Below are 25483 nucleotides of genomic sequence, written 5' to 3'. Positions count from 1 at the left end.
CAGGTTTTTCCGCCTGCATTTATGGGGATTTTTTTTCGGCGAACCGTCTTTCCTTCCCGAACTTTGTTGCGGAATTGAGCCTCAACTTCTCTAACAATTACTGTTTGAAGTATCTTCGTGTTGAAATTTCAGGACATAAAAAAGGCCGAAAACTAATTTCCGGCTTTTTGGGCTTTTTTCTTAATCATTTCTGTATCCTCCATAAATTACAGCAGCCGGGGTAGGTGCATAATGTTTAAAGCTTACAGCATCAGAGTACTGCTTCACACTTTGCATAAAAGAAAGAAAATCAAAATTTATACCTGAGATCCTTTATATCATTCAGCCACATAAAAGCGGAATCCTCCCCCCCTTTTATCTGTCCCTTGTCATTGGTCCTCTGGGTGCTTGACATCAGCACGCAGGCTTTTCTTGCCCGGGTGACCCCCACATAATGGAGATTCAGATCCTGCTGATAGCTGAGATATTCAGGGTTTTCCCAGTCTTTTCCGTCTTTGGGGCCCATTGCCGGAAAAACCCATTTGTACAGATCGAGATGTATGACCACATCGTATTCAAGCCCTTTAGATTTATGCAGGGTGAGGATATTGATCTCGTCATCGACTGCCGGTTCATAGGATTTTAAATATGCAGCATCGCCAAGAACTTCCCTTAAGAGTTGAATAGACTCTGCGCTGTATAACTCCGGAGCAATAATACCCGCAATTTGTATAAATATCTTTTCCAGTGCGGGAGCACTCAAATTATTTCTATCTGCGGCCAAAGTTCTCAGATCCTGTTTTAATGCACTTAATTTTTTCAGATCTGAATTCTTAAGGCGGTCATAACTCGTAAAAATTTCCACTACTTCCACAAATGTCTGAGAAGGGTCAAATAAAAAATACAAAAGCCCTGTAAAAATCGAGGACCAGATATTAAGATTGGTATCCAGATCGGTACTCATTGAGAGCTTGTGCGGTGCCTTCAGGGCGGAGGACACTATACTCCCAGTTCTGTTTCCCCTTGTGAGCACGGCAATTTTATTGGCCGATTCGACATCAAAATTTTTCATCAGCGCGGGCAGGACCTTATCTATCCATGCCGCAATTTGCGTTTCGCTGCCCTCCACCCTTTTATAAAAAACAAAATTTTTGCCCTCCTCAACCGGCAGCAGATCCGTGCCCGGGTCCAGCATATAATTGCTGTAGTTGATTATGGAAGGGTCACAGCGGTGGTTTTTGTTCAGCTTGAAATTCTTAAAATCCCTGCTCTGGGTGAGTTCATCCAGAAATTTAGAGTCCTTGCCCGAAAAGCCGTATATGGACTGATTTAAATCTCCCACCGCAACTGCTTTTATCCCCAAAGATCTTATTTTCAAAAAAATATCATGTTGCTGCAGGCCCGAATCCTGATACTCGTCAATATAAATATAATTATATCTGGCGGTGATGTATTTGCGGCAGGCCAGACTTTTGGTAAAAATATAATTAGCAAAAACCCCAATGGTCTCGATAAATATTATTCCCTGCAGAAAATAAGCAGCAATCTGCTGCACCGCTGCAGTATCCAGATCTTCCAAAGTTGTATAGCGGGTGAACCAGTCCAGAGGATTTCCCTCACTGTTGTCAATGAAACTTTTTTTCCGAATGGCTATGGCTGCCGAAGGAAGACCGAAAAGCTGTTTCCCAAATGGGACAATTATTTCTGAAAGATTGAACTTATCAATGGTTCCGAAAAAAGAGCTCTTAGGGTTTTCCCCGTTTGAGAGACTTCTTCTTTTGAGCTCGTTGCTGGCTTTATTGGTATAAGAAATCGCAATTACCCCCTGATGATCATAAAGCTCTTTTAAATTGTTCTTTATTTTCTGGGAAATAACAAAGGTTTTCCCGCTGCCAGGAGCGGCAATCACTACGCATGAATCATCATATTTGATAATTGCTTCCTGTTGTCTGGTTGGTTTCATTTATTGATTTCCTTTGCTAAATTAACCGCTGCATCAAGGGGCTGAGCCAGGGCGCTGCCCCTCAGTTTTGGAAGGGATGCTTTAGTTTTCTTGATAAACCTATACATAAAAATCGCCTTGTTTTTTGTCATTGCCTTGAGAATTTCATCCCTTTCCTCCAAACCGAAAAAGGTTTCAAGATCTTTCTTAAGCACTGAATCATAGATATCGTTTTCCAGATCGATTTCAGACAAAAAGATATCGAAGCCTTCCAGCGCTTCTCTTATTTTCGCTGCCGATTCTATATTGGCGGCGCCCGGGATTCTATCGGGAAACTCCCTTATGCTGCTCTCATGCTTCGTCAGGATTTTTTCCATGGCAGGATCTGACTGGCAGTATTTTCGGTAAGCATTAATGCCCCTTTTAACTCCGGAAAAAGTAAAGCACTCCTTTTTCGGGACTTTAAAAATATCATTATCGGTACGCATGACCCATGCTATGGACAGCGCATCCAAAATTTTTACGAAAACATTAAAGCCGATCCCGTCGACCATTAGGATGCTGATATTATGATGATCCAGGTCTATTCCGAGCTGGCTGGCGAGTGTCTTATAAAAAAGCTGTTCAGAGGGCCCTTCCACCAGAAATACGACATCGGCAAAAAATGCCTCGGCGGGTATGATGCTCATGCGGTATCCAAAATCTTCAAAAGCCTCTCCGATGACCTCGGAACATCCATCGGAAGCCGCTTCCGTGGAATCATCCGATTTATGCAGTCTTACAATGGAATTGGGACTGAACTCGGAGGCTATCTGAGGCGAATGGGATGATATGAGCACCTGTCCGGTGAGCGACACATTCAGGTAATCGGCCAGTTTTCGCTGCTGGTGCGGATGCAGGTGCGCCTCAGGTTCTTCAATGCAGAAAATGGTCACTTCCCTTAAGTTTTCCTCGGTCAGCTGGTTTCTGGATGCCCATAGCGCCAGATAAATCTGATTAAGCCTCCCGTCTCCGCCGATCAATAGGCTTTTGCCATCTGTCTGGGACGATATCGAAACATTATTGATAAAAGCGTCAACATTGGAGGTAGAGGCGTCAAAATTGACCTGCTGCTTTCCATGATGCAGGGACAGTTTCTGCAGCTCTTCATTAATGGTAGCCGTTGCTGAGGATATAAAATGAAGGTTTGGAATTTTTTGGTCAATCTGCTGCAGGTCTCCCCTTATGGTCTCATAGAGCAGGTCATCTTTAGCTGTCTGCTCTTCATCCCTGTTTGCTTTAGCAGTCTCCAGCAGATAATTTTTCTCACGGTTGATGTAGGTATGAAAATCCCTTCTGCTGCTGATATACTTTACATTCAATACTTTTCTGTAAAACCTGTCCTCTATTTCTTCGAGCTTGCCCAGCGACGGTCCTGCCGAGAGCTGATAATGTTTGGATTTTGTGTCGGGATCCCTGAAGGCTTCATAGCGAAGGATAAATTTATCATCGCCACTAATCCTGCCTTTGAGCTTTGATACCACGCAGTCTTCGGTAACGTTCTTAAAATAGAGCGTTATGGTGTACTGATTCACATCCTCATAGACATAAAAATCGGAATCTTTCGGTTCCAGATCGTAATCGGAAAAGCCCCTGTCCAGAAGAATTCTTAAGGCATGAAAAAAATTAGTCTTTCCGATGTCATTTGATCCGATAATCAATGACTTCTGGTTGAGCCTTATCACCGCATCCTTAAAGTTGCGGAAACCCTTTATTTTAACTTTTGAAAGTTCCATACAAATTATAGTTTTTGGACAGCTGCTGCTGCCGCGTTTTATTAATGTCCAGCACCATTATAATACTCAGCCAGATTATCGTCATCGGCTACTTGCAGGCCATATTTATTCTGAAAATGCTTCAGGCAGTGCATAATGACTGAATAAGCATAATAGATTATTTCTGCAAATTCAGAGTAGGTATGGTCCCTCTCGGGATCAATGGCCTGAACCTCCTCGTGGGAAAAGCTGGAAGCATGCACATGGTCTGATAATTTGCGCCAGATAAAATACGCTCTTTTTAAAGAATGCTCATAGCCGCTGTCCTGCAGGTCCCTTATCAGATTTCCTGTCGACTTGAAGGTTTTTAATCTGAAACTATCCCTGTCAATAAAATACTCGCCTCTCTTTGGTGACTGCTTTATTTTTTCCTTTAAATCTTCCATGAAAGCGTATGTGGGATATTCGGGATAATTCCCTCCAAGTTTTTCTTCATTAAATTTTGCCAGATCGGCAAGTTTACTAACATTCTTGTTTATGGCATCGGCATTAAACTTAGTTATTTCCTCTTCCGGATTATCTTGATTGACAAGAAATCTTACGTGGATAAAATCATCGGCAATGCATCTGAATAAAACAAACTCCGAGGTCAGGTATCCTCCTTTTTTGAATTCAAGAAGAATTTTGATATCACTCAGAATGGCATACTGGCGCACGATCATACCCGAAAAAAAATTATCGAGCTCGTCATCGGTATCGATGTCTGCTTCCTTGATTCCATTGAGGCTGTGCTCTGAAAAACGTATTATCCTTTCGAGCAGCGTAATGATATGTTCTTTCTTAAAATGCATAATTCGATTTGGTTTATGGTTCGTTTACAAAAAACTAAGCGGCTGTTTTAAAAAACGATATGCCGCACAATGCAAATCTATTGTAATCTGCGATTTTACACATCAGTAAAAACACCTAATTATCAATGCCGCTTCTAAATTAAATGACCTTCGGACTGGCAGCAGAAATCCGTGCTTGCCTCCGAAACAATATCCCCTTCAAGTATCTGCGTCGCGAAATTCCACAAAAAAGCCGAAAACTAAATTTCGGCTCTTTCTTCTTTATTGTTTTTCATACGCTTTTTAATCTGATACAGGTTCTGATGCAGAAGCTTTAAAATCTGCTTATGATGCGGGGAAACCCTGTTTTTATTTCCCCTGCACTGCAGGACTTCAAGCGAGGGAAGCGCCACCTCTATGGTCTCCACAGGTTTGTTCTCAAATTTGGCCGACAGGATAAGGGAATTTTTCTTCTTGTAGTATTGGTTGGTAAATACGCAGTGGCGGAGCATATCGCCCTGTTCAAGAAAATCATGCACGCTTTCCATCACGCAGATGGAAAGATTCTCACGAGTGAACTCCAATCCGAAAAACTGTTTTTTCTGCTCTTCATAGCCAATCTGCGCCTGCTGTATTTGGGCTCTTAGTTCCTTTATATGCAGACGCCTTTGGATTCTGCGCTTTTTCTCCACAAGCCTGTCGTGCACCTCTTCCAAATTCTCAGGGCATACCAAATCGGCATTATTCAAATCCTTTTTGAACCATCTGAGAAGGCTAATGTAATCTTCCCAAAGTGAAAAGTCCTTTACCTTGTAATTGTTCTTGGCGCAGGTTTTGACTGCCTGCCAGTTCTCCCTGATGTGCTGTGAGTAAGAGGTCAGATAATGAAAAAGAAAATCGGTCTGCCCTGTTTTGAGAAGCGTTTCCGCATGGGAATCTTTTAAAAGGGCGTTAAAGAGAATCTGCGGAGCGATGCCATAGAAAGTGCCTTTGAATCCGTTTCTTTTCAGTATAGAAATCGCTTTTGAGGATGAGTAAACCTTATAAGGATTGATGCGGAATTTTGGGGAACTCTCAAAACTTTTCGGGCGGATTTCAAGGGAAGTATAATATTTCCAAGAATCATAGGCTTGCGAAAAAACGTTGGTGCCGAGCGAGAGCGTGCGCACCTCCCCTTTTCCATCAATCCAATGCTGCATTACTTCCTTATGGAAGTATGCCGGCATGCAGTTCTTTTTCATATCCTTGTGCGAACAGATGATGCGTACAACCTGAAATCCACCGCATACATCCAACACGGCGAAATACTCAATTTCCTTAAAATGCACCTGATTGTACTGGTGCATTTTAAGCTTTCCATTACACGCATTGCAGTTGATGTACTTTTGGCACGATGCTTTCAGCGCATCAGGCTTCCAGGAGTGTGCGCAGTCAAGGCAGTGGAATTTCCCCCTTGAAAGCACGCCCCATTTAAGAAAAATATTTTTCTCTGCCCAAACCTGCATCTTTTGGGTCACGGGTGCAAGTGTTTCGCTCAGAGCCGTAATCTGCTTTTCGATAGTGGTCTTCGGTATCATAGGTCAAAGAGTGTCAAGGTTTTTGATTCGGCTTTGGGAGCAATGACTGCCGTTTTTGCAACAACGGTATTCTGGGGAACTTCGGGAGCGGAAGTAAACAAGTCAGCCACAGCAGGCTCTTTCACAACAACTTTGCAGTTAACGGGCTGAGGCTGTCTGATGCTGTCATCAGTGTAGTATCTGAGCGCCATGTCAAATATTTCCTGATCGTCAAAGGCGCACAGACCTGTCTTTTTGACCTCAGCGCCAATGTAATTGAAGCAACTCTCCAAATTTTTGGAAGCTTTAGCATAATGCTGCGCAAAGACGGTATCGCCCTGCGCCGCATTATTCAGGAACTCTTCTATAACGGTCTTAAATTTATCAGAAGCTTTCATAAGGGAAGATTTAATATTGTACAAATAGTGCTATTCAAAAGAGGTTCTGTAGATGTCATAACAGTATTCCTCAAAGCAGAGCCAGCACATAAAGGTGTAGTGAGGCAGACCGTAGCGGTCTTTAACCGCTTCCCCAATGGAATCTTCCATTTCTTTTCTGATATCCTCCAAATCGTCCAAATATTCGATATAGAACTTTTTACAGTCGGCATGATAGATAAATTCTGAAATCATACCGCTGATGCATCCGCTTCTCTGCATATCTTCAAGGAATGCTTTGAGCTGTTCTTTCTTTTTTCCGTCATAAGACTGCATTTCCGAAAGAATAATCTTTTGGAATGCTTCGTGCACGCCATACTCGGCGTATACTGATTTTTCTAAGGCTTTCATAACTCATTTCTTTAGGCTTGTACATTTGATTCGGATTAAAAAGGCAGGTCGTCAGGCTGTTGCTTTTTGTCCTTTTTTGCAGGAGCTGACTGCTCCTGCAAGGGCTGAGCATCTGAGACAAACACCAGTATTTTGATATTGCTTGTGTGAAAAGTGAGGCTTGCCACAGCCTTGCCTTCCGAATTGAGATAGGCGTTCACTCCTACTCTTCCGTAGAGTTCCACCATAGCGCCTTTTTTAAGCCATTGCGCAACACCTGCGCTGAGCCAATACGAGCAGTCGATATAGGTGACTATTTTTGTTGTTTCCGTACTTCCTTTGGCTTTGTAAGTGTCGTTAACTGCTATGGAGAAGTTTACCACCTCCCTGTCTTTTGCTGTTTTGGCAACAACCGCATCCCTTGTCAAACGTCCTGTGATTTCCATGATTTCTAAATTTTAAGTGATTACTCTTTTAAAAATTCTTTTCCCCTGCCCTTCCCAAAAATTGTTTTCAAAAGAAAAAACGGAAAAAAAGAAAGCGGCAATAAAGCGGGCATCAAGGATACGGAGGGCTATAAGTCCCGAAGGGCGGCTGTGCCGTTATGCGCCTGCAGGATCCGGTGCACGCTAACTTGGCTGCCTTTTTATCCGTTTCGAATGAAAACAGCTCAAAGATTAAACTTACTATAAGACTATAGCATAATTCTAGTCCGATACTAGCTTATCCAGAAATTTTTCTTATTTTTAAAAGACTAAATTATTTCACGGGATGAACTTTAAAAAAGAGGAGATCATAATCCTAAAAGACATGGCATGACCTGCTTTACAAAAGGTTAGTCGATAAAAAGCAAATAAACACGATAAAAAAATCGTCAAATATTTTGTCACATAAAAAATCGTCATTACCTTTGACGAAAATTTTATCGTCATGTCTAAAACAGAAAATCAAGATTTATTTTTAAGAAATAATACCGGAGGAAAATCAAAATCATCTATTATAGAAGGTTTTGTAGTGCGCACGAATGAATTTAAAAATATTAAGGATGATCTGCTTGAATCCAGCATTCAAAAACCGTTTAAAAACACGCTTATTATAGGACAGAGAGGCGCTGGAAAAACGACCTTGATGCATCGGTTAAACTACTCCATTTTAGACGATGACAATCTCAAAGAAAAATATCTGCCTATATTGTTTTCTGAAGAACAGTACAACCTTTCCGATCTCACGAATCTATGGGAAGCTATCGCTATTTATATAGATGACAGCGATCTATATCTGGAGAATCTATCAAAAAAACTGGAACACATTATCGAACAGGAAAAAGATTTTGAAAAAAAATCATTTGACTTTCTTCAAAATTTTTTACTGTCGAAAAACAAAACAGCACTGCTTTTCATTGAAAACATAAACTTTCTCTTTAAAAAACTCAGCAATACTGAAAAACAAAGGCTAAAAGCGATACTTACTTCCAAGGCACCAATAAGAATAGTGGGGTCGTCAAGTTCATTTGCAGACGGACATACTGATTTTGCAGATCCGTTTTACAATTTTCTGAACATCGTAACTCTGGACGGACTGAATCAGGAAGAGTGTGAAAAGCTGCTTATAAAAATCGGTCAGCAGTATAACGAGGAGGAACAGATAAAAAATATAATCCGCAATTATCCTGGCAGAGTGGAAGCGCTTAGAAGACTAACCGGAGGCATTCCAAGAACCATATCGTATCTATTCCAAATCTTTCTGGACAATGAAAACGGCAAAGCGATTAAGGATTTATATATCTTAATCGATAATCTATCGATGCTGTATAAATCAGAACTGGATCAGCTGTCGAGCCAGCAGCAGAAGGTAATTGATGTAATCGCCAGAAGATGGGATGCAATTTCAGTGAAGGAAATAGCTAAAAAAACAAGACTGGAAAGCAAAAACATATCCTCAATCCTTTCTTATCTGGAAAAAAACCAGCTTATAGAAAAGGTGCCTACAACCACCAAAAATCATCTTTACCGGATCAAGGAAAGATTCATGAATATATGGTATTTAATGAGATTTGGAAGAAAGCATGACAAAGATAATGTTGTCTGGCTGGTTCGGTTCTTTGATGCCTGGTGCGACGAAAGCGAACTGACTAAAAGGCTGGAAAAACACATCCGAAATATTAAAAATGGAAAATACGATCCTACGGCGGCAATCGACATGGGAAACACATTCCTGTCGTGCGAAAACCTGCCGGAAGCCTTAAAGGAGGAATTAATACATACGACCAATTCGATCCTTCCTAACAGGCTTCTTAAGAAAAGCAACACTTCTTCTGAAGAAGCGCTTCAGCATATCAAGAATTTGGTATTTGAGGAAAAATATGACGAAGCACTTGAAAAATTAAAAGAAGTTGAAGACAAAAACGTTTATTATTATTCTTTAGCCACTTCTGCTTATTTAAATAAAGGCGCCGTTCAGGAGGCACTCGATGCTGCTATGGCCGCAATTGAACTGGATAAAAAAGAGCCGCTAGCCTATTTAACGGTCGGCCTAATTTACGACCTGCATCTTAATGATCAAGATAGTGCAATTGACTATTACAATAAATGTTTAAGCCTTCCTCCGGAACATCCTTACGCAGCCAACCTATTAGGAAACATATACAGTAAAAGGAAAGACTTTAAAACGGCTATTGAATACCATAACAAGGCTATTTCGAAAAATTTCAAGCAGCCTCTGCTTTCACTGGGAAAGATTTACCACGAACTTGGAGAAATGGAGAAGGCAGAGCATTATTTCAGGGATGCCGTTAAACATAATGTTGAAGGTTCCCATACAGCACTTGCCAAGGTTCTGCATCACACCAATCGACATGCAGAAGCAGTGCTTGAATTGGAAAAAGCAGTAAATGCCAACGAAGAAAAGAGCAACATACTTCTCGGCATGTCATATCTAGTAACAAAAAAACCGAGCATTAAAAAAGCGGAGCACCAATTTTCAGAAGCTATTAAAAAAGGTGACACAGAAGGTTTTGAAATGCTGGCCAGACTATATTTAAGAACCGGCAACAAGGAAAAAGCGGTAAAAGCATACCTAGAGGGCATCAGAAACGGCAGCAGCGAATGTGCGCACCGTCTTGCGCATTTATTAAACAAAGATGGTGAATTTCAAAAATCTGATGAAATGTTCCAAAAAGCAATTGATCTGGGAGACAACTCGGTTCTCGGCTGCTGGATAGAATGTCTTTTTGACGACAAGCGCAATGATAAAAAGAAGTATGCTTTAGATTTACTGGAAAACCATATCAAAATAAACGGCCATTCGCTCAGATTCAATCTGCTATACGCCAAAATACTTTTATGGAACGATAATCTTAGAAATGCTGTTGAAATCATAAACGAAGAAATTCCAAATATTATAAGCATTTATTATGATGAGAATGAGGATATGAAACACAGCAATACAGCTTTCAATCTTCTTATAGACTTTTTTGTGCTATTGATAGCCAAAAAAGAATTTAAAACTACGCTGGGACTTTTCGATGAATCAAATGAATATGACTTAAAAACAGTTTTAAAACCAGTTTACTATTTATTAATGGGCGAACTGAAAAATGAATATCCAATGGAACATCTGAAAGCCGGAAAAGAGCTAACCGAAACAATTAACGATTTAAAAAAGGAGGTGCAAAATTTAAGAAAAAAGTAAACTAAAAACCCATAACCAAAATGTTAGGTGAAATAAAAAAAGCATAGTAAAAGAGCTCGAATTCTTAAACCATGCCTTTATATTTCTCAAAATTTATGAGCTTATTTAGATCTGACAAATGATAACCAGAATCAATATACATTCACAAAAGTAAAAAAACATTTATTTTGTGCAAGCCTTGTTGTCATAATCTTTTCTTAAGAAGTCCATATTTAACAGCAATTATCAGCTTTACTAATATTTATGCTGAATCAGACCCCTACATTAAGGGCCAGACTATTGCTTTGAATACGAAAATTAATTTTTAAAGAAAAGATTTAAAATGGCAAATGCAAGAATAAAATATTACCCTGTGGGTAATGGCGACACTTCCCTAATAACTTTAGAGGACAACACTACAATACTAGTTGACTGCAACATCCGAAACTGCGATGATGATGTCACTTTTGACGTAAAAAAAGATTTACTAAACTGCTTACAGAAAGCTAACGGAATTCCTTTTGTAGATGTATTTATACTGACGCATGGCGATCAGGACCACTGCAGAGGATTTAAAAAGCATTTTTATTTAGGTGCTCCTGAAAATTATTCTGAAACTCATAAAAAAGAAGGACTGATACGTATCGATACCATGTGGTTTTCTCCCATGATTGCGGAGCAGAACACAAACGATGACGAAGATGCACACCAAAAGGAAGCTGAACGCCGTCTGACACTTCACAGAAACAAAGACCCTAAAAGGAATAATGCAGGCAACCGAATCAAAATAATAGGTTATGACGGCAACGAAGACTATACGGATCTGGATCATTTAAGAGCTGTTCCAGGCGATATCATTACGCGTTTTAATGATAAAGACCAGACTTTATTCTCCACATTCATCCATGCACCATTTAAGGAGCATCTGGAAGCTTTGGGAGATGATAAAAAAAATTCGACCAGCATTGTATTTCAGGCCCGCTTTAAAAACAGCCAATATCAGACAGATTTCTCGACACTTGCAATGTTCGGCGGCGATTCTGATCATACCTCATGGTGCATAATTCTGGAGAAAACAAAAAAGTATCAAAACGAACATGCTTTGAAGTTTGATTTGTTTCTTTCGCCCCACCACTGTTCATGGTCTTTTTTCAATGACAGGCCTCAGGAGGAAAATCCAGAACCTAAAGACACTTCATTAAAAGTCCTGGATTACAAAAGAAACAATGCCAAGGTAATTGCATCAAGCAAAACAATCCTAAATGACAAAGACAATCCTCCTCATTATGAAGCTAAGCGAGAATACGTTAAAAAAGTAACGCAGGACAATTTTCTTAACACCACAACCTACAACGTGGTCAATAAGATTCCCCAGCCAATCATTTTTGAAGTAACATCGCAGGGCGTGGTAAAACCGAAGCAGACCGAAGGTTCAGCAAAAGCTGCCGGAAGTGCGGGCTTAGGAATTATAAGCAATCCTTCAAAATATGGAAATGGAAAGATTTAGCACTGGCCTTCCTGCATATACACTTGAAATTGAGAATCCTGATCTTCAGGATTCTCTACTTTCATTAAAAAAATTATCCGGCAAAAAAATCAAGATCCTTGATTGGGGTTTTGACAGGATTGCAGTTCCACTGGAACTTAAAATTGACCTTCCCAGCCTTGGAAATTTTGAAGATTTAGATATTAGGGAAACCGAACCTGTCATCATAGTTTTTGATCTGAAAAATTATCCTGTAACGGCTCCCAAGGTTTTCACTGACAGACTGGATTTTCCAAAAAACAATCTTGCGCATCTTTACATTGCATCAAATAATCGCCCGCCTGCATTTTGCTTTGTGCGCGGCAATGCTGATGAGTGGTACGCCAATAAAAGGATAGAAGATCTTGCAGCTCGCATAAGCAACTGGCTCCGTGATGCCGCCACCGGTGAATTAACGACAAACGGCGAGCAGTATGAGCCGCTACGACTGGAAGGATATTCCGGAAGCATTATTTATGATTATGACAGTATCCTTAATGAACTAAGCACCAATCAGGATATCCAGGTTGGAGAAAGAACAGCATGCGCCTTATTTACCAGCAGCCATAAAGATGATGATTACACTTATCACTTCTCTAAATTTATCGGCAATGAAAATGCGGATACTATTTTAAAAATGGTTAACGAGGAGCGAGAAAAATTCAAAGAAAATAATAAAGGAAAACGGTATTTTTTTTCCGTTTTCTTATGGAATGATCGATCCGAAATCAATGAGGATTATGAAGTAAACATCCCTTCTTCATGGGAAGAATTTAAATCGTTCTGCAGTTTTTATAAGATCAATTATGATGTATTTGAAAAGTTTGCATCAGGAATCGCCCATATAAATGAAAATGATTTTTTTCCGCTGATTATAGGAATCCGAAGGCCACGCACGCTGATCGGATATTCTTCCAATGTTGAATTCATAAACCTGCGTATTAAACTGGCACCAGAAGACACGGCAGAAGGCAGGATTATTTCAGATCCGCCTATAAAAATGCTGGATCATAACCAGCCGCTTACGCAGCAGCTGGCCTCAAAAATATCGGGAATTGAAAGCCCCAGTACGGAAAACAGCGCAGTTTTTGGATGCGGAGCATTAGGTTCAAAGGCGGTGCTTCATCTGGCCAGGTCAGGAAACACAAACCTGACCCTTATCGATCCAGACCACTTATCACCTCATAACCTCGTTCGCCATTCCTTATTTGCGGACGATATCGGCGAAAGCAAATCAAAGGCGCTGGCAGATAAAATCAAGGCCATTTTTCCTTACGAAAAAACCAATATCATTGCAGGCCCCTCTTTTAAGGAAGGCTATCTTGAAAAAGAAGAGTTCCTCAAAAACTTTGGCTGGATCATGGATTTTACGGCATCCAATTCATTTTTCAATAAACTGTCGGCTTTAGAAAGCATTAAAAACTGCGGGGTTTTAAGCGCATCAATATCAGATTTTGGAAATTTAGGCATCCTTTACAAGGAAGGTAACCTGAGAAATCCAAGAATGGACGATCTTCAGGTTTATCTCTACAGCCTTTCAGAAAGTGACTCAGAAATTGAAACATGGCTAAACGGCGAAAAAGATGCGGAAAATTCCAGCAACCTCATGGTTCCTGTCGGTATAGGCTGCAATTCAGAAACCACCATTTTATCGGACGACAAAATTTCCTCTCATGCATCTTATTTTTCAGGAGCCATAAAAAAAGAGATGAGCAATAAGTCTGAAATTGGAAAAATTTATCTCAATAAGATATATGATGACCGTGAGTATAAAATAGAATCAACAGTACTGTTTGTAAATCCATTTGAAATCTATCCCATGACAAACAGGCCCAAATGGACTGTGCGTTTCAGAGATAATGTGACTGAACAAATGAGAAATTCATTTACAGCAGCGGGAACATTTGAAACAGGCGGAGTCTTTTTAGGCATATGTAATTATAAAACGAAAACAATTCATGTTACTGGGATAATCAATGCTCCTGCTGACAGCGAATCAAATCGTGCTGAATTTATAAGAGGACGAGAGGGACTTGCAGAAGAAATAGCAGAAATTGAAAGAAAATCAGGCGGCCAGATCGGCTATATCGGCGAGTGGCATACCCATCCGGAAGGTCCTGACGGCTTAAGCTATCAGGATATGCGCAGCATTTCAAAGCATAAACAAGAACTAAGCCAGCTGATACCTCCCCTGCCAGTTTTTATCTGTCTTGTGACACCTAATGGTTTATTTCCCTATATATTTTAAAAAGCTTTTGTATGGAAACTCAAATTAATCTTAAAACAAAGAACACCCCTCAATTGTGGGTGTTCTTATCCGGTAACATATTCTTTTTATGCAGCATGTTTTTTCCTGCTCATTTCGAAAAATTAGTTAAAGAGTTTGATATGATGTTTGTCATAAAAACACTAGGCATGTTCATTGCTCCTTTAATTCTTTTTCTCCTGAACGGACTTTTATCTAGCCATCAGAAAGCAGTATTGGTCTTTTGGAAAATGAGCAATCCCCTTCCAGGTTCGGAAGCCTTTTCTAAAATCAGCAGAGCTGATACAAGAATAGATCGCGAAAAGCTAAAAACTGCTCACGGCTCTCTTCCCAAAAAAGCTGCAGATCAAAACAAGCTCTGGTACAAAATATATAAGAAAAACAGTGCTGATTTAATCGTATCTGAAAGCCATAGAGCTTTTCTGCTGGCAAGAGATCTGACTTCATTAAGCTTTCTGTTTTTGATCTTTATAGGGCTGCCAATTTTATGGAGTGAAAAGTGGCCTTTAAGCTTTATTTACTTTCTAATACTTATTGCACAATATCTTCTCGTACGTGTTGGAGCTAGAAATCGAGGGCGAAGATTTGTTGCTAATGTTCTGGCTATCGAATCAAACAATTAAATTCACCTGTTCTCTTTTTTAAGTATCAGATAAGCCATAGCGGGATCATTAAACATCCTGTCCAACTCAGAATTAATTATATCCTGAATATCCTGCTTGATCTGTAAATAATTCCGATGAATCATCATTTCATCAATTTTACGGACAGGTGGGATTTCATTATAGTTTTCCTCTTCTTTTTTCAGTGCTTCATGATCGTTTATGATTTCGCAGTGAAACGATTTAAGTTCGATCCTGCAATCCGGATTGTCGGCCACCATACCAACAAATTCACCCGAACTGAGCGCAGATATTTTAGATGGCGGCACTGCCGATTCCAGCTGCTTAGACCTACTTATTGAAGTATCCCCGCTGTTGATTGAAAGGCTTTCCCGGTCCTGCAGAATTTTGCCAAAACGCTCCGATAACTGCTTGGAGGTATCACCTGTTACCTGCCCAGAAATTATATTTCCGGTGATATTCATGATGACATCTGCCTGCTCTCTTCCATAGTCCTTTCGAAGCTGGCTGAAATCCTGAATACCTAAACACGTGGCCACTTTATTGCTTCTTGCCGTTGCGATAAGGCTGTCCATATTGTTGAGATAGATGGTAGGAAATTCATCGAAAATCAGGCTGGATTTGAGTCTGCCTTTTTTATTTACCAGCTTTACCAGCCTGTTGACATACAGGGATAAAACTGCTCCATAAATCTGTATCTTCTGGGGATTGTTTCCCATGCAGACAATCTTCGGTTCCTCCGGATTATTGATGTCTAAAGTAAAATCATTACCTGACAGCACGTAATACAACTGGGGAGAAGACAAACGCGCCATGGCAATTTTAGCGGTGCCTACCTGGCCCTCCAGCTGTTCATTTGCCTCATTTAGGTAGGCACTGATAAAAGGATTAATCAGCACCTCAATTTCCTTTTCTGTCCTCAGTAAAGTAAATAGATTATCGTAATCTGCCTGCATAAGTTCAATGACATGTGGCAGGGTACAGAATTCCCCATCATTGTATTTTCTTAGATACCAGATAACAGCGGAAAGAAAATTAATGGGCGACTCGACAAAAAAGTCGCCCTGCTTTTTAATCCATTCCCTGTTAAGCCCCATCAATATAGTTCGGGCCGATTCCGACGCATCAGTGATGTCTTCCATTCCTTTTGGATCTAAAGGATTGCATCTGTGCATAATTTTATCAAAATTTATAAAGTAGCATTTGGGAATTATTTTATAAGCTCCTTTATTTTTCTCAAAAGTATTGTAGACAATTTTGGATAGATCATCATATTTGAAATCATACACAAACATGCTGAATCCTTTCTGTATATGCTGGGTTATAACATGCCTGATGACAAAATAGGATTTTCCGGAACCCGGACTACCTAAAACCAGCAGTCCCCGAAATGGATTTATAATATTTATCCAGCTTTTTCGGATCTTATTTTTCAAATAATAGCGGGCAGGAAGGTTAATGGAATATTCATTTTCCAAAAGCCTTTCTTCCTGAGGAAAAGTCTCATTCTCTTTATTAAAAACATCTCCATTCTGAAATTTTGTTCTTATTATTCTGGATAATAAAGTTCCTCCTGAAAGCATCAACAGGAACCCCAGAGATGTTACGCTAATATAAATTCCTGCTTTGTAAAATCCATTAATCGGAAGATAAAAAACAACCGCTGTGGCAAAGTAAACCAACAGACCGTTGAAAATATAGACCAAAGCTGTTCTGTAATTCATCTTCTGGTCTTTTTTCCCTCTCGCTCCTATGAGAGAAACTGCCAATAACAGCAGTGAAAAAAGTTTTGATTTATGGAAATCATCAAAAAGTCCAGTTCTGAAAATCCTGCCTACTATCTTCTCCATGATTTCACCTGCAAGATGCCAGCGTACAAAAGCTTCATAGCAGTAAAAATAAAAATGCAACACCAGTATAATGACACTGATCAGTCTTGTCATATCCAGTATTTTTCTCAACGCCTGTTCATTTTCTCCTGTCTGCATAGCCATTTTCTTTAGATTTATAAATTATTAGAACGTCTTTTTACTCTTTTCTTTTTTGTTGCTTTCTTAAGCTGATTTGGAACATAAAAAGCATCATTTTCGACCTTGGTTATTACTTCTATCATCTTTTCAACAGCAGATTTGAAATCAAGGGATTTCAAATCCTGCTGAAGGTCTTTGAAAAAGTCTACCTTATTTTTTTTTCGACCAATAGTCTTATTAGATTTAGATGTCTGAGACTGAACTGAAATTGACTTTTCTTTTTCCTTTTCAAAAGATAAACGGCATCGCTGCTCTATCAATTTAGCACTGTAGGGCTTTCCTAAATCGCTTCCGTTAAATACGCATTTTGAAGTGTGGTCCACATAAGTAATCCCATAAAGCTGTCCCTGTGCACTTTTTCTGAAAACCATGTTTATTCCTTCCTTTCTCAGCTTCAATTCCAAATCAGAAAGCGAAACGCTTCTGTCTAAAAGTATAAGGTCAACTGCATTGGCAATTCTCTTCTTCTGAGATGCTGACTTAGTATTCTGCAGAAACTTCATCTGCAGAAATTTTAAAGTCGGTTTACTATAAAATCCGCTTGATTTCAAAGGGACACCCACAGGTTTTCCATTCTCGTCCAGCGTTCTGTACACCAGACCTTTTGTTTTGAATATTCTTGAATTTTCCTCTCCCCTGTCCGCCTTTACATTATACAAGCCCAGCACTGCATTCAGCTCGGAGAGGCTTTTGTATTTATATGCCGGAAGCACATGATCAAGAACCGACTGTACAGCGCTTTTTGATTCTGTTCTGCCATATTTAATCTTTGAAAGCACAACAGGTTTGATAAGCTCATGCCTAGTGTTTTTCTTTTCCTGAGCCTGAACCAGACCGAACATTTTTTCAATCTCCTTTCGCGCTGCTTCAGACTGGTTTCTTCCTATATTCTGCATATCAATCCTGCTGCCGTCTTCCCTAACTTTTATAGAAACCAGATGCAGATGCGGATGTCCTGAATCATAATGCCTGTAGATTAGATACGGCTGACTTCCAAAACCTATTTTCTGCATATACTGCGATGCTATTTCAAGCATCTTTTCATTCGATAATGCAGATTCGGAAGGATCAAAATTCAGTGAAATATGTACGCTGTTCCTCTTTACATTTTCATTAAGTTCATTCTGTTTCAGAAGCCTGTTAAGCTTCATTGCACCGGATAACTTTGAAGCTTCCAGAGGATAATTTCCTTCCCCGATACACTCTGCAATTCCTTCTTTGACTTTATTTTCATTGTAGTTAAAAATGTTATGCACAGAATTGCCTGTCTTAATTACTGCAACCATTTTTCAGTAATTTTCTGGAAATGGATTTTAATTTCCTCCACTTTCTCCAAAAGCATTTTCCGCTCGAATTGAGAGTTTAAAACCCATGATTTAAACTCCGGAATCTGCCGCAGAGTATGCAGTTTTTTTACAGACTGATTAAAGTTATTTCCAAGGGAATTAAGTTCGCTTTTCAGCTTTATAACCTCAGCCATAAATTCATCAAGAGACTCGCTTCTATACTTCACTGTAATGGGCTTATTAAATAAATGCATCCGGATGTAATCGCTGAGTTTTTTGCAGGTGCTCGCTTTCCATTTCCGTTCTATTTTCTGATACTCTGCAGGGGTAAAACGAAGCCCTACAATGCGTGTTCTGTTTGAAGTTTCCTTTTCCATCATCAATCATTTTCATTACTTTTTCAATCTCTTTTAGCCTTCCAGTTTCACTGCCAACGAGTTCCGAGTATAAGGCAGCAAGATTCGGTTGTTTAACAAACGGACATCTTGCCGATTGCAGGCACGAGGCAATCTTTGTGCTTTCCAAACACTTTTAGTATCGCAGCAATATATTAAGAGCAGCGTAGGATACCTTAAAAAGCATCTGTATTTCAACATCACAGTTTTAATTTATTTCGGCATAACGAAATTAGAGAAGACTGCTGAATTTCACCTATCATGGTCATATTATGTCCATGACGAATCTAGATGTCCTTTATATCTTTACTACAATTAATTATTAATCTTATAAGTGAAAAATTATGATGACAGAAAATGATGTAGCCAAAGTCCTTGATACCATTTTAAGTATTCCGGGAATGAATGAAACAGTGAAAATTGATCTTAAAATTTCACGCAAAAATGTACTGCTTTTAAACAATATTATTGAACGCGGATCGTCATCAGATCCTAATTCCAAAACACATGTATTTTTAAGCAGTATTCCTGGCGAGAATCTTCAAGAGCTAAAACTACTTGGAGATGAATGCCTTCAAAAAGCAGGACTAAATGAACTGTATGAAAAATTAAAAATCTTCAACGAAGCAAGGCCGTAAGATCCTCAGCATTTATTTACTAGACACTTATAATTTCTTTTTATAAGTGTCTATTTTTTTTTTAAAACACAGCTACTAGAATATCATTTTAAAACATTTAACTTAGAATGAACAGTATTGAAAAATAGTAGCGTGTTTTTGATAACTATCATTTTATCAAACTACTATAATTTTACAAAAGAAAGTTTGGCAAGTTTTTAAGACTGCCCTGACAACTGCAGCTTAACAGCCAATCGTAATTAAAAACAAGTATTAAGCATGAACTAAATCTTAAATAAGGAAACCCATGATTTTTACCCGTAAAATTAAAAATATTGCAATTGAGATTATATGTCTTCTATATGTTTTGCTTTTTGTTTATGCTGCTGCCAGCAAGCTGATGGAATTCGAGCATTTCAAAATTCAGCTAGGACAGTCCCCATTGCTAAGTTCATTCGCACAATGGCTTTCAGTGCTTGTGCCGGCAGGAGAATTTATGATTTGTATTATGCTGATTTTTCCCCGATACAGAATGGAAGGGCTATTTTCTGCATACGGTCTGATGATCATGTTTACTGCGTATATTTTTATAATACTAAACTACACCTCTTTCATTCCCTGTTCATGTGGAGGTGTTCTGGAAAAACTTGACTGGCGATCACATATGATTTTTAATCTTGTTTTTGTATTTCTGGCGATAGTGGCAATCCTTCTCTATAACGGACGGAATAGTATAAGCAAGCGCAGGCTTAAGGCATCAAAATTAATTGGCGTATTCTCTCTAGTGAGTCTACTTGGCATTAGTACTGTGATTATACTATTTATGCTCTCTGAAAATATTGTTCATTATCACAATAAATTAACAAGACGGTTTCCTCATTCTCCTTTGAGACAGTATGCAGTTTCAGACTTAAAAGTAAATTCTTACTATATTGCTGGAGCTGACAGTTCTCAAATTTACCTCGGAAATGTTACAACCCCTTTACAGGTCACATCGTTAAATAAAAAATTAATCAAGAGCCAGAATAGCATGATAAATTTGGACCGCAAAGACCTGCCATTCCGAGGTGTGAGAGTCAGTGTACAAGCACCATTTTTTTTTGTAACTGATGGAATTGTGCCATGCGTATACAGAGGAAAGACCAGTGACTGGAAAGCGTATTTAAGTTATGAAGGCGGAGAGTATTTCACTATTGCACAGACTCTTGATTCAGCACGAATCGCCGTACTTACAAGCAGCAAAAAAACTGGCGATAATATAATTGGCATCATTAATATAGGGAAAGAAAAAAAAACTATATTGAATCCCAGTCTGCTTCAGAAGCAGTTGGATGGGGTTTTTGATACGGACGGGCAGCTTTTATACAGCGAGGATTTGCAGGCAATCATTTATGTCTATGCCTACCGAAATCAATTTACAATCACTGATAAAAAATTGAAACTCATACGCAGAGGAAACACTATTGACACAATTACGAAAGCGAAGTTAGATATTGCCAAAGACCAAAAATACAAGCAGAGAAAATTTTCTAAACCGCCATTATTTGTTAATAAAAGAAGTGCCGTTTACAAAAATCTGTTGTTTGTTAACTCCGCTATACCAGGCTTATATGAAGATGACAAAATGTGGGAAAGAACCAGTATTATCGACGTATATGACCTCACAAAAGAAAGCTATATTTTAAGTTTTACCATAAACGATATTAATACTAAAAAACTCAAGCAGTTTGTTGTCCAAGACAACCTTCTCTATGCATTAATAGGCAATAATATTATATCCTATAAAATGGACGAGCAAATTACTAAAAGGTACATTAAAACAAATTCAGATAATCTATTGGCCAAATAGCAGGGAATTGATCGAAAACCTGTAAAAAAGAGTAGATCATTAACCATAAATTATGTTATTATGAAATCAAATGTTTTTAAAATCGTTCTGCCAATGGCAGTAGTTGCATTTGGACTGGCAAGCGCTGCAGGTACAAGTGCTTTAAACAACAAAGGAAAAGCCGCAATAGTACCAGGTTATGCGCGTATTTCTTCCAATCCCGTTCAGTGCCAATATGTAGCTGATTGTGATGAAGGAAGTCAATTTGCCTGTACTGCTCCTGATGGCGTAACACAGTTGTACAAGGAAGCTAATACTTGCCAGACTCCTCTTAGAAGAGATGAGCAATAATAAATATTAGCAGAAAAAGGTACTGCCGCAATAAATAAATTGCGGCGGTATTTTTTTATTAATCATCTGTTGAAATTACATCTCATCCAGTCTTCCTCAGGTTCGTCTTTTAAATAATGGCCGAACCATTTACTAATCCGCAGACTTAAGTCGATTGCATTTTTTTTATTATTTATTTGATGGTCTTCCCCCGGATAAATTAGTAGTGTATGAACTTTATTTAACCGCCTAAGGGCAAGGTAAAATTCCATGCTCTGAAAGGTGTGAACTTGACGATCTTCCTCTCCAGCCCATGCCAAGAGTGGCGTTTGTACATTTCCCGCAAGCAGAACTGGAGAATTATTTAGAAATGCGGGCATATCCTCATAGAGAGAGCTGCCAATTCTGAATTGATGATTCTCTGTCCTGAAGTAATCCGGTCTTCGGAATAACGGTCCGTCATAAAGATATGCACTGACCAGGTCTGTCACTGCAGCTCCCGCAACTGCTGCCGCAAAACGGTGAGACTGTGTAATTATAAGATCCACCTCATATCCGCCGAAGGAATGGCCGATTACTCCAATTTTGTCGGGTTTGACGTCTCCTTTCTGTAGTACCGTATCTACAGCTGCAAGTACACTTTTTGTGACGGAATGTCTTAAATTCCCCACTTCATAAATAACATCAGGATACAAAACAAAATAATCCTGCAGGGTGAAAGAAGTAGCGTTGAAGCCATCGGGTGATATAAGTGAAGGATTCTGATATTCATTTAATTTCGAGAATAAACGCTCATAAAGGTACACCACCATTGGATACTTATTGCCTTTTCGATAGTTGGCCGGATAAAATAAAATCCCTTTTGCTTTTACGCCGTTGGACATGTATTCTATGCGCTCGTTACGGCCCCACATATAATGCTTTTGCTGTTTGTTGGTCTGAACAATTTCTCTATTAACACTATCGCTAAGCATAAGCCTCGGCGGACAAGTAAAATTCTGATCCAGATACATGTAAGCATTTTTATTTTTTGCTTTGCTAACCAGGGAGATTTTCTTTCCCGTCCACACCAACTCCCTCACTCCGTAATTAAAATTCCAATGGCTTAAACCGCTTTCGCCAGTCTCTTTATTTTCTACCGTCATTAAAAAACCTTGATTGAGGTTCGCTGTGTTTTTTATGAATTCAGTGTCACCGATAACGGATTCCGTGTCGAAAAGTTTTACACGGAAAGTTTTTTGCGATTCCCTCCCGTTAGTAAGCCTCTTTTTTGTTTTTCCGTCAACTGAAATTAACCAAAGATCATATCGGTCATATATGATTATTTGACCGTCCCTTGTCCATGCTCCCATTCCATAGTAAGCAATATTGTTAGGAATGTCATTTTCTTCATTATAAAAAACGGAAGAGATCTTTGCTGTAATACAGGTGGTATTTTTTTTCTTAATATTGTAGATCCACCAGTGTCCTTCTTTTGCATAGGATAAATAAAGTCCGTCAGGGGAAACTGAAAGACTCTTTCCCGGATAATGATTTTTAAAAATCAAGTTTTTGTTTCCCGATTTCAAATCAAAAGCATATAAATCGTATGGACTCATCTGCATGCTCTGCGGTTCATACGAGGAAGGGTCAAAAATAAAAGCAGTGTCGTACAGGGGACTTAAAAAAGCCTTTGGAAATTTTTTATCGGTAATCTGCCGGACGGTATTACTTTTCATATTCCAGACAGCGAGCTTATCCGACCAAGCGTAATATGGAGCCTGTTTATGAAAGTCAAAAAGAAGCTTGTCTCTGGCGTTCCATACCTGGACCTCATTCTCCTTAATACGGCTGTCCTCGTCCTGGACTTCCTTCAGCCAGAAGAAAATTTGAGAACCGTCTGCAGAAAGTATTGGATTTACATTATCTTGGTTAGAAATGGCCATTTGAATCGCATTTCGCGCAATGCCTGATGAATTTAACAGTTGCAGTTTTTTTCGTTTCAAATCATAGCAATACAGAATCGGGTTGTCTTCAACGTTTTGAATAAAGGCAATTTTATCTCCTTTCCAGATAATATTCTGGTAGGACGAGGATGTGTTTTCAATAATCTCGTGTTTAACGGTGATGCCACCGAACATAACAAGTTGCATTTTAAACGAGTTTGGCTTGGAAATGCTGTAGGCAATTCCCTTTAATTTCGGATCAAAACGATATCTGTTAACATTTGATGTTTCGAAAATCACATTTCCATTATTATTTCTGATTTCAATTCCAAATTTGCCATCCGTTTGCTTCAGTATAATAATAACATATTTATGGTCTGCGGAAAATTCAAAATGATATGCGTCCTTTCTTTCAACAGTGCTCTTATCCTTAAGGTTAATAAGGGTAAAAGTATCTCCAGAGATGCAACCAAAAGTTAATTCTGCATTGAATTTTCCTTTTGTGGCTCCGGGTAGCGCAATATTTTTACTGTTATCTGAACTGGGCTGCAAAAACAGCGTATCATTATCAGTGTATTTATAATGAAGACGGTAGCTCGTCCAGTTTCCGTTGTCTGATATTTGGTCTGGGATTAAAAAGCTCCATTGTTTGTAGTCACCCAGTGCAAGCTGTTTTTTTGGATAGGCCTGTCCCATAATAAAGGGACAGGTTACTAACCAAAAAATGAAACAGGAAATCCTGGTAAAAAAAACTTTATATATATTTTTAATAGCCTTCATTTTGCGGTTTTAAATTAGTATTCAGCAGCAATTCGCTTTCAGGAATTGGAAACAGGCGGCTGGTGTTTTTCCACTGTGGTTTTACGGCAGAAAGTATTGCGTTAAGTCGCCCCGTTCTTTTCAAATCAAAAAAACGGTGGCCAAATTCTGTAAAAAGCTCGAAACGTCGTTCACTAATCACCGCATCTATTATTTCTTCAGCGGTTATCGCGGTGGTATTCTCCAATCCTGCATGATTTCTTATCCTATTCAAGTCGTCTTTAGCTCCAATTAAATTACCAGTGTGTGCACGTGCTTCCGCTCTGATCAAATATTGCTCTGATATGCGGAGCACGATCGAATATTCCTCAGATGAGGCTGTTGTGCTCTGCCTTTTGTATTTGTATGCATGGTACCAAGTCCCTGTGCTATTAGAAACGGATTTCATCCACTGCGCTTTGCGCTTGTCGTTGAGTGTAAAAGCATTAAATAATTGTGTTGAAATTGCTGCCGCAGTAGGCGGTCCCTGCGTAAAAATAGAAGTATTCCCTTCGTAAGTATTCCTTCCTGCAGCAGGGGGCATCAAATGCCAGATAGTTGAACGGCTGTCCTTGAGAAACATAAGATCAAGCGGAACTGAATAGTCATATAGTTCCTTCTCACTTATAACAGCTGAAGCGTAGTTGGATGCTTCGTCCCATAATTCCATATACAGGGATAGCCTCGCAAGCATTGCCAGCGCAGCACCCTTGCTGGGCCTTATTTTAGCATTACCCGAATAATTTGCCGGAAGCAGATTGACGGCCTGCTCTAGATCCTGTTTTATAAAACCATAAACAGTCCCTTCAGAAAATTTTGAGACTTTACTGTTTTTCTTGTAATCCGTTTCAGTGACATAGGGAATATTACCAAAACAGTTTACCAAATAAAAATGAATCAAAGCACGAACAAAAAGTGCTTCACCAGCAAGCTGCTGTTTATCGGCAGAGGTTAATGAACTTGATCCGGCTATTCCCTCTAATACCGAATTGGCTGCATAAATCTGGCTGTAGCTGCTATTCCATAATTCTGATAATTCAGATCCAGCAGACAAGAGCGTATTATTATAAAAATTTGCCTGAGCAGTTCCGGAGATACCGTAATACTGCAACTCATCAGCATACAGCCCAAGCTCTCTGCTAAGACCTGTCGTAAAACCTGTCAATAGTCCTCTGTCTCTAATTTTAGAATAGATGTCAGCCATTGCTGCGTTTGCGGTAGCCTTGTTCTCATAAACTGTGGCTGCAGCCAGTTGTGACGAGGGAAGATCCACTTCTGTAAAATTGGAACACGATAAAAAAAAGAAAACTATGCAACTTAGTTTTGTCACGGGTCTTATTTTTGATATAAATGTTTTCATAGT

General features: G+C 39.2%; 19 protein-coding genes. 7 read left to right on the top strand and 12 right to left on the bottom strand.

Annotated elements, in window-relative coordinates; genetic code table 11:
* Nucleotides 1–289: 289 nt before the first annotated feature.
* From ACWA1F_RS05105 to ACWA1F_RS05075, 7 genes are all read right to left on the bottom strand, one after another.
* Nucleotides 290–1942, bottom strand: a complete 1653-nt coding sequence (locus ACWA1F_RS05105) for a UvrD-helicase domain-containing protein (RefSeq protein ID WP_456892121.1) — start codon at nt 1940–1942, stop codon at nt 290–292.
* On the bottom strand, nt 1939–3696 hold the full coding sequence (locus ACWA1F_RS05100; protein ID WP_456892119.1) for an ATP-dependent nuclease: 1758 nt from the start codon (nt 3694–3696) through the stop codon (nt 1939–1941). The genes ACWA1F_RS05105 and ACWA1F_RS05100 overlap by 4 nt, the downstream gene beginning before the upstream one ends.
* 41 nt (nt 3697–3737) lie before the next feature.
* A complete protein-coding gene (locus ACWA1F_RS05095) occupies nt 3738–4526 on the bottom strand; it encodes a DUF5677 domain-containing protein (protein WP_456892117.1) in 789 nt (262 codons plus the stop codon).
* A 239-nt stretch (nt 4527–4765) separates the two neighbouring features.
* Nucleotides 4766–6082, bottom strand: coding sequence for a PcfJ domain-containing protein (locus ACWA1F_RS05090; protein ID WP_456892115.1), 1317 nt, complete (start codon nt 6080–6082; stop codon nt 4766–4768).
* Nucleotides 6079–6459: a Cas9 inhibitor AcrIIA9 family protein gene (locus ACWA1F_RS05085; RefSeq protein ID WP_456892113.1), complete on the bottom strand. Its 381-nt coding sequence runs from the start codon at nt 6457–6459 to the stop codon at nt 6079–6081. The genes ACWA1F_RS05090 and ACWA1F_RS05085 overlap by 4 nt, the downstream gene beginning before the upstream one ends.
* Nucleotides 6460–6489: 30 nt before the next feature.
* Nucleotides 6490–6849, bottom strand: coding sequence for a DUF7222 domain-containing protein (locus ACWA1F_RS05080; RefSeq protein WP_456892111.1), 360 nt, complete (start codon nt 6847–6849; stop codon nt 6490–6492).
* 35 nt (nt 6850–6884) lie between these two features.
* A complete protein-coding gene (locus ACWA1F_RS05075; RefSeq protein ID WP_456892109.1) occupies nt 6885–7274 on the bottom strand; it encodes a single-stranded DNA-binding protein in 390 nt (129 codons plus the stop codon).
* Between the two features lie 484 nt (nt 7275–7758).
* On the opposite strand from ACWA1F_RS05075, the gene ACWA1F_RS05070 reads away from it, so the two are divergent.
* From ACWA1F_RS05070 to ACWA1F_RS05055, 4 genes are all read left to right on the top strand, one after another.
* Complete coding sequence (locus ACWA1F_RS05070; protein WP_456892107.1) at nt 7759–10518, top strand: hypothetical protein; 2760 nt, start codon at nt 7759–7761, stop codon at nt 10516–10518.
* 322 nt (nt 10519–10840) lie between these two features.
* Entirely contained in the window at nt 10841–12004 is a 1164-nt protein-coding gene (locus tag ACWA1F_RS05065; RefSeq protein ID WP_456892105.1) for a ComEC/Rec2 family competence protein, read from the top strand.
* Entirely contained in the window at nt 11985–14270 is a 2286-nt protein-coding gene (locus ACWA1F_RS05060) for a ThiF family adenylyltransferase (protein WP_456892103.1), read from the top strand. The genes ACWA1F_RS05065 and ACWA1F_RS05060 overlap by 20 nt, the downstream gene beginning before the upstream one ends.
* Before the next feature lie 11 nt (nt 14271–14281).
* On the top strand, nt 14282–14911 hold the full coding sequence (locus tag ACWA1F_RS05055; RefSeq protein WP_456892101.1) for a hypothetical protein: 630 nt from the start codon (nt 14282–14284) through the stop codon (nt 14909–14911).
* A gap of 2 nt (nt 14912–14913) precedes the next feature.
* Here the strand turns inward: ACWA1F_RS05055 and mobC are convergent, their stop codons facing one another.
* Genes mobC through ACWA1F_RS05040 form a run of 3 tightly spaced genes read right to left on the bottom strand, consistent with a single transcriptional unit; the run spans nt 14914 to nt 18604 of the window.
* Complete coding sequence (mobC, locus tag ACWA1F_RS05050; RefSeq protein ID WP_456892099.1) at nt 14914–16899, bottom strand: conjugal transfer protein MobC; 1986 nt, start codon at nt 16897–16899, stop codon at nt 14914–14916.
* A 17-nt stretch (nt 16900–16916) separates the two neighbouring features.
* On the bottom strand, nt 16917–18227 hold the full coding sequence (locus ACWA1F_RS05045) for a relaxase/mobilization nuclease domain-containing protein (RefSeq protein ID WP_456892097.1): 1311 nt from the start codon (nt 18225–18227) through the stop codon (nt 16917–16919).
* The gene (locus ACWA1F_RS05040) at nt 18215–18604 is read right to left on the bottom strand and encodes a plasmid mobilization protein (protein WP_456892095.1); all 390 of its coding nucleotides are present in this window, start codon (nt 18602–18604) and stop codon (nt 18215–18217) included. The genes ACWA1F_RS05045 and ACWA1F_RS05040 overlap by 13 nt, the downstream gene beginning before the upstream one ends.
* Before the next feature lie 362 nt (nt 18605–18966).
* On the opposite strand from ACWA1F_RS05040, the gene ACWA1F_RS05035 reads away from it, so the two are divergent.
* From ACWA1F_RS05035 to ACWA1F_RS05025, 3 genes are all read left to right on the top strand, one after another.
* Nucleotides 18967–19260: a hypothetical protein gene (locus tag ACWA1F_RS05035; RefSeq protein ID WP_456892093.1), complete on the top strand. Its 294-nt coding sequence runs from the start codon at nt 18967–18969 to the stop codon at nt 19258–19260.
* A gap of 286 nt (nt 19261–19546) precedes the next feature.
* Nucleotides 19547–21088: a MauE/DoxX family redox-associated membrane protein gene (locus tag ACWA1F_RS05030; RefSeq protein ID WP_456892091.1), complete on the top strand. Its 1542-nt coding sequence runs from the start codon at nt 19547–19549 to the stop codon at nt 21086–21088.
* 60 nt (nt 21089–21148) lie between these two features.
* On the top strand, nt 21149–21418 hold the full coding sequence (locus ACWA1F_RS05025; RefSeq protein ID WP_456892089.1) for a DUF6520 family protein: 270 nt from the start codon (nt 21149–21151) through the stop codon (nt 21416–21418).
* Between the two features lie 62 nt (nt 21419–21480).
* On the opposite strand, the gene ACWA1F_RS05020 is transcribed toward ACWA1F_RS05025, so the two are convergent.
* Both ACWA1F_RS05020 and ACWA1F_RS05015 read right to left on the bottom strand, forming a co-directional pair.
* The gene (locus ACWA1F_RS05020; RefSeq protein ID WP_456892087.1) at nt 21481–24102 is read right to left on the bottom strand and encodes a S9 family peptidase; all 2622 of its coding nucleotides are present in this window, start codon (nt 24100–24102) and stop codon (nt 21481–21483) included.
* On the bottom strand, nt 24089–25480 hold the full coding sequence (locus tag ACWA1F_RS05015) for a RagB/SusD family nutrient uptake outer membrane protein (protein ID WP_456892085.1): 1392 nt from the start codon (nt 25478–25480) through the stop codon (nt 24089–24091). Before ACWA1F_RS05015 ends, ACWA1F_RS05020 begins: the two co-directional genes overlap by 14 nt.
* Nucleotides 25481–25483 lie beyond the last annotated feature (3 nt).

It is taken from the genome of Flavobacterium erigeronis (assembly GCF_054075165.1).
The sequence above is the reverse complement of the archived record's forward strand: the minus strand, read 5'-3'. Positions and strand labels throughout refer to the sequence as shown.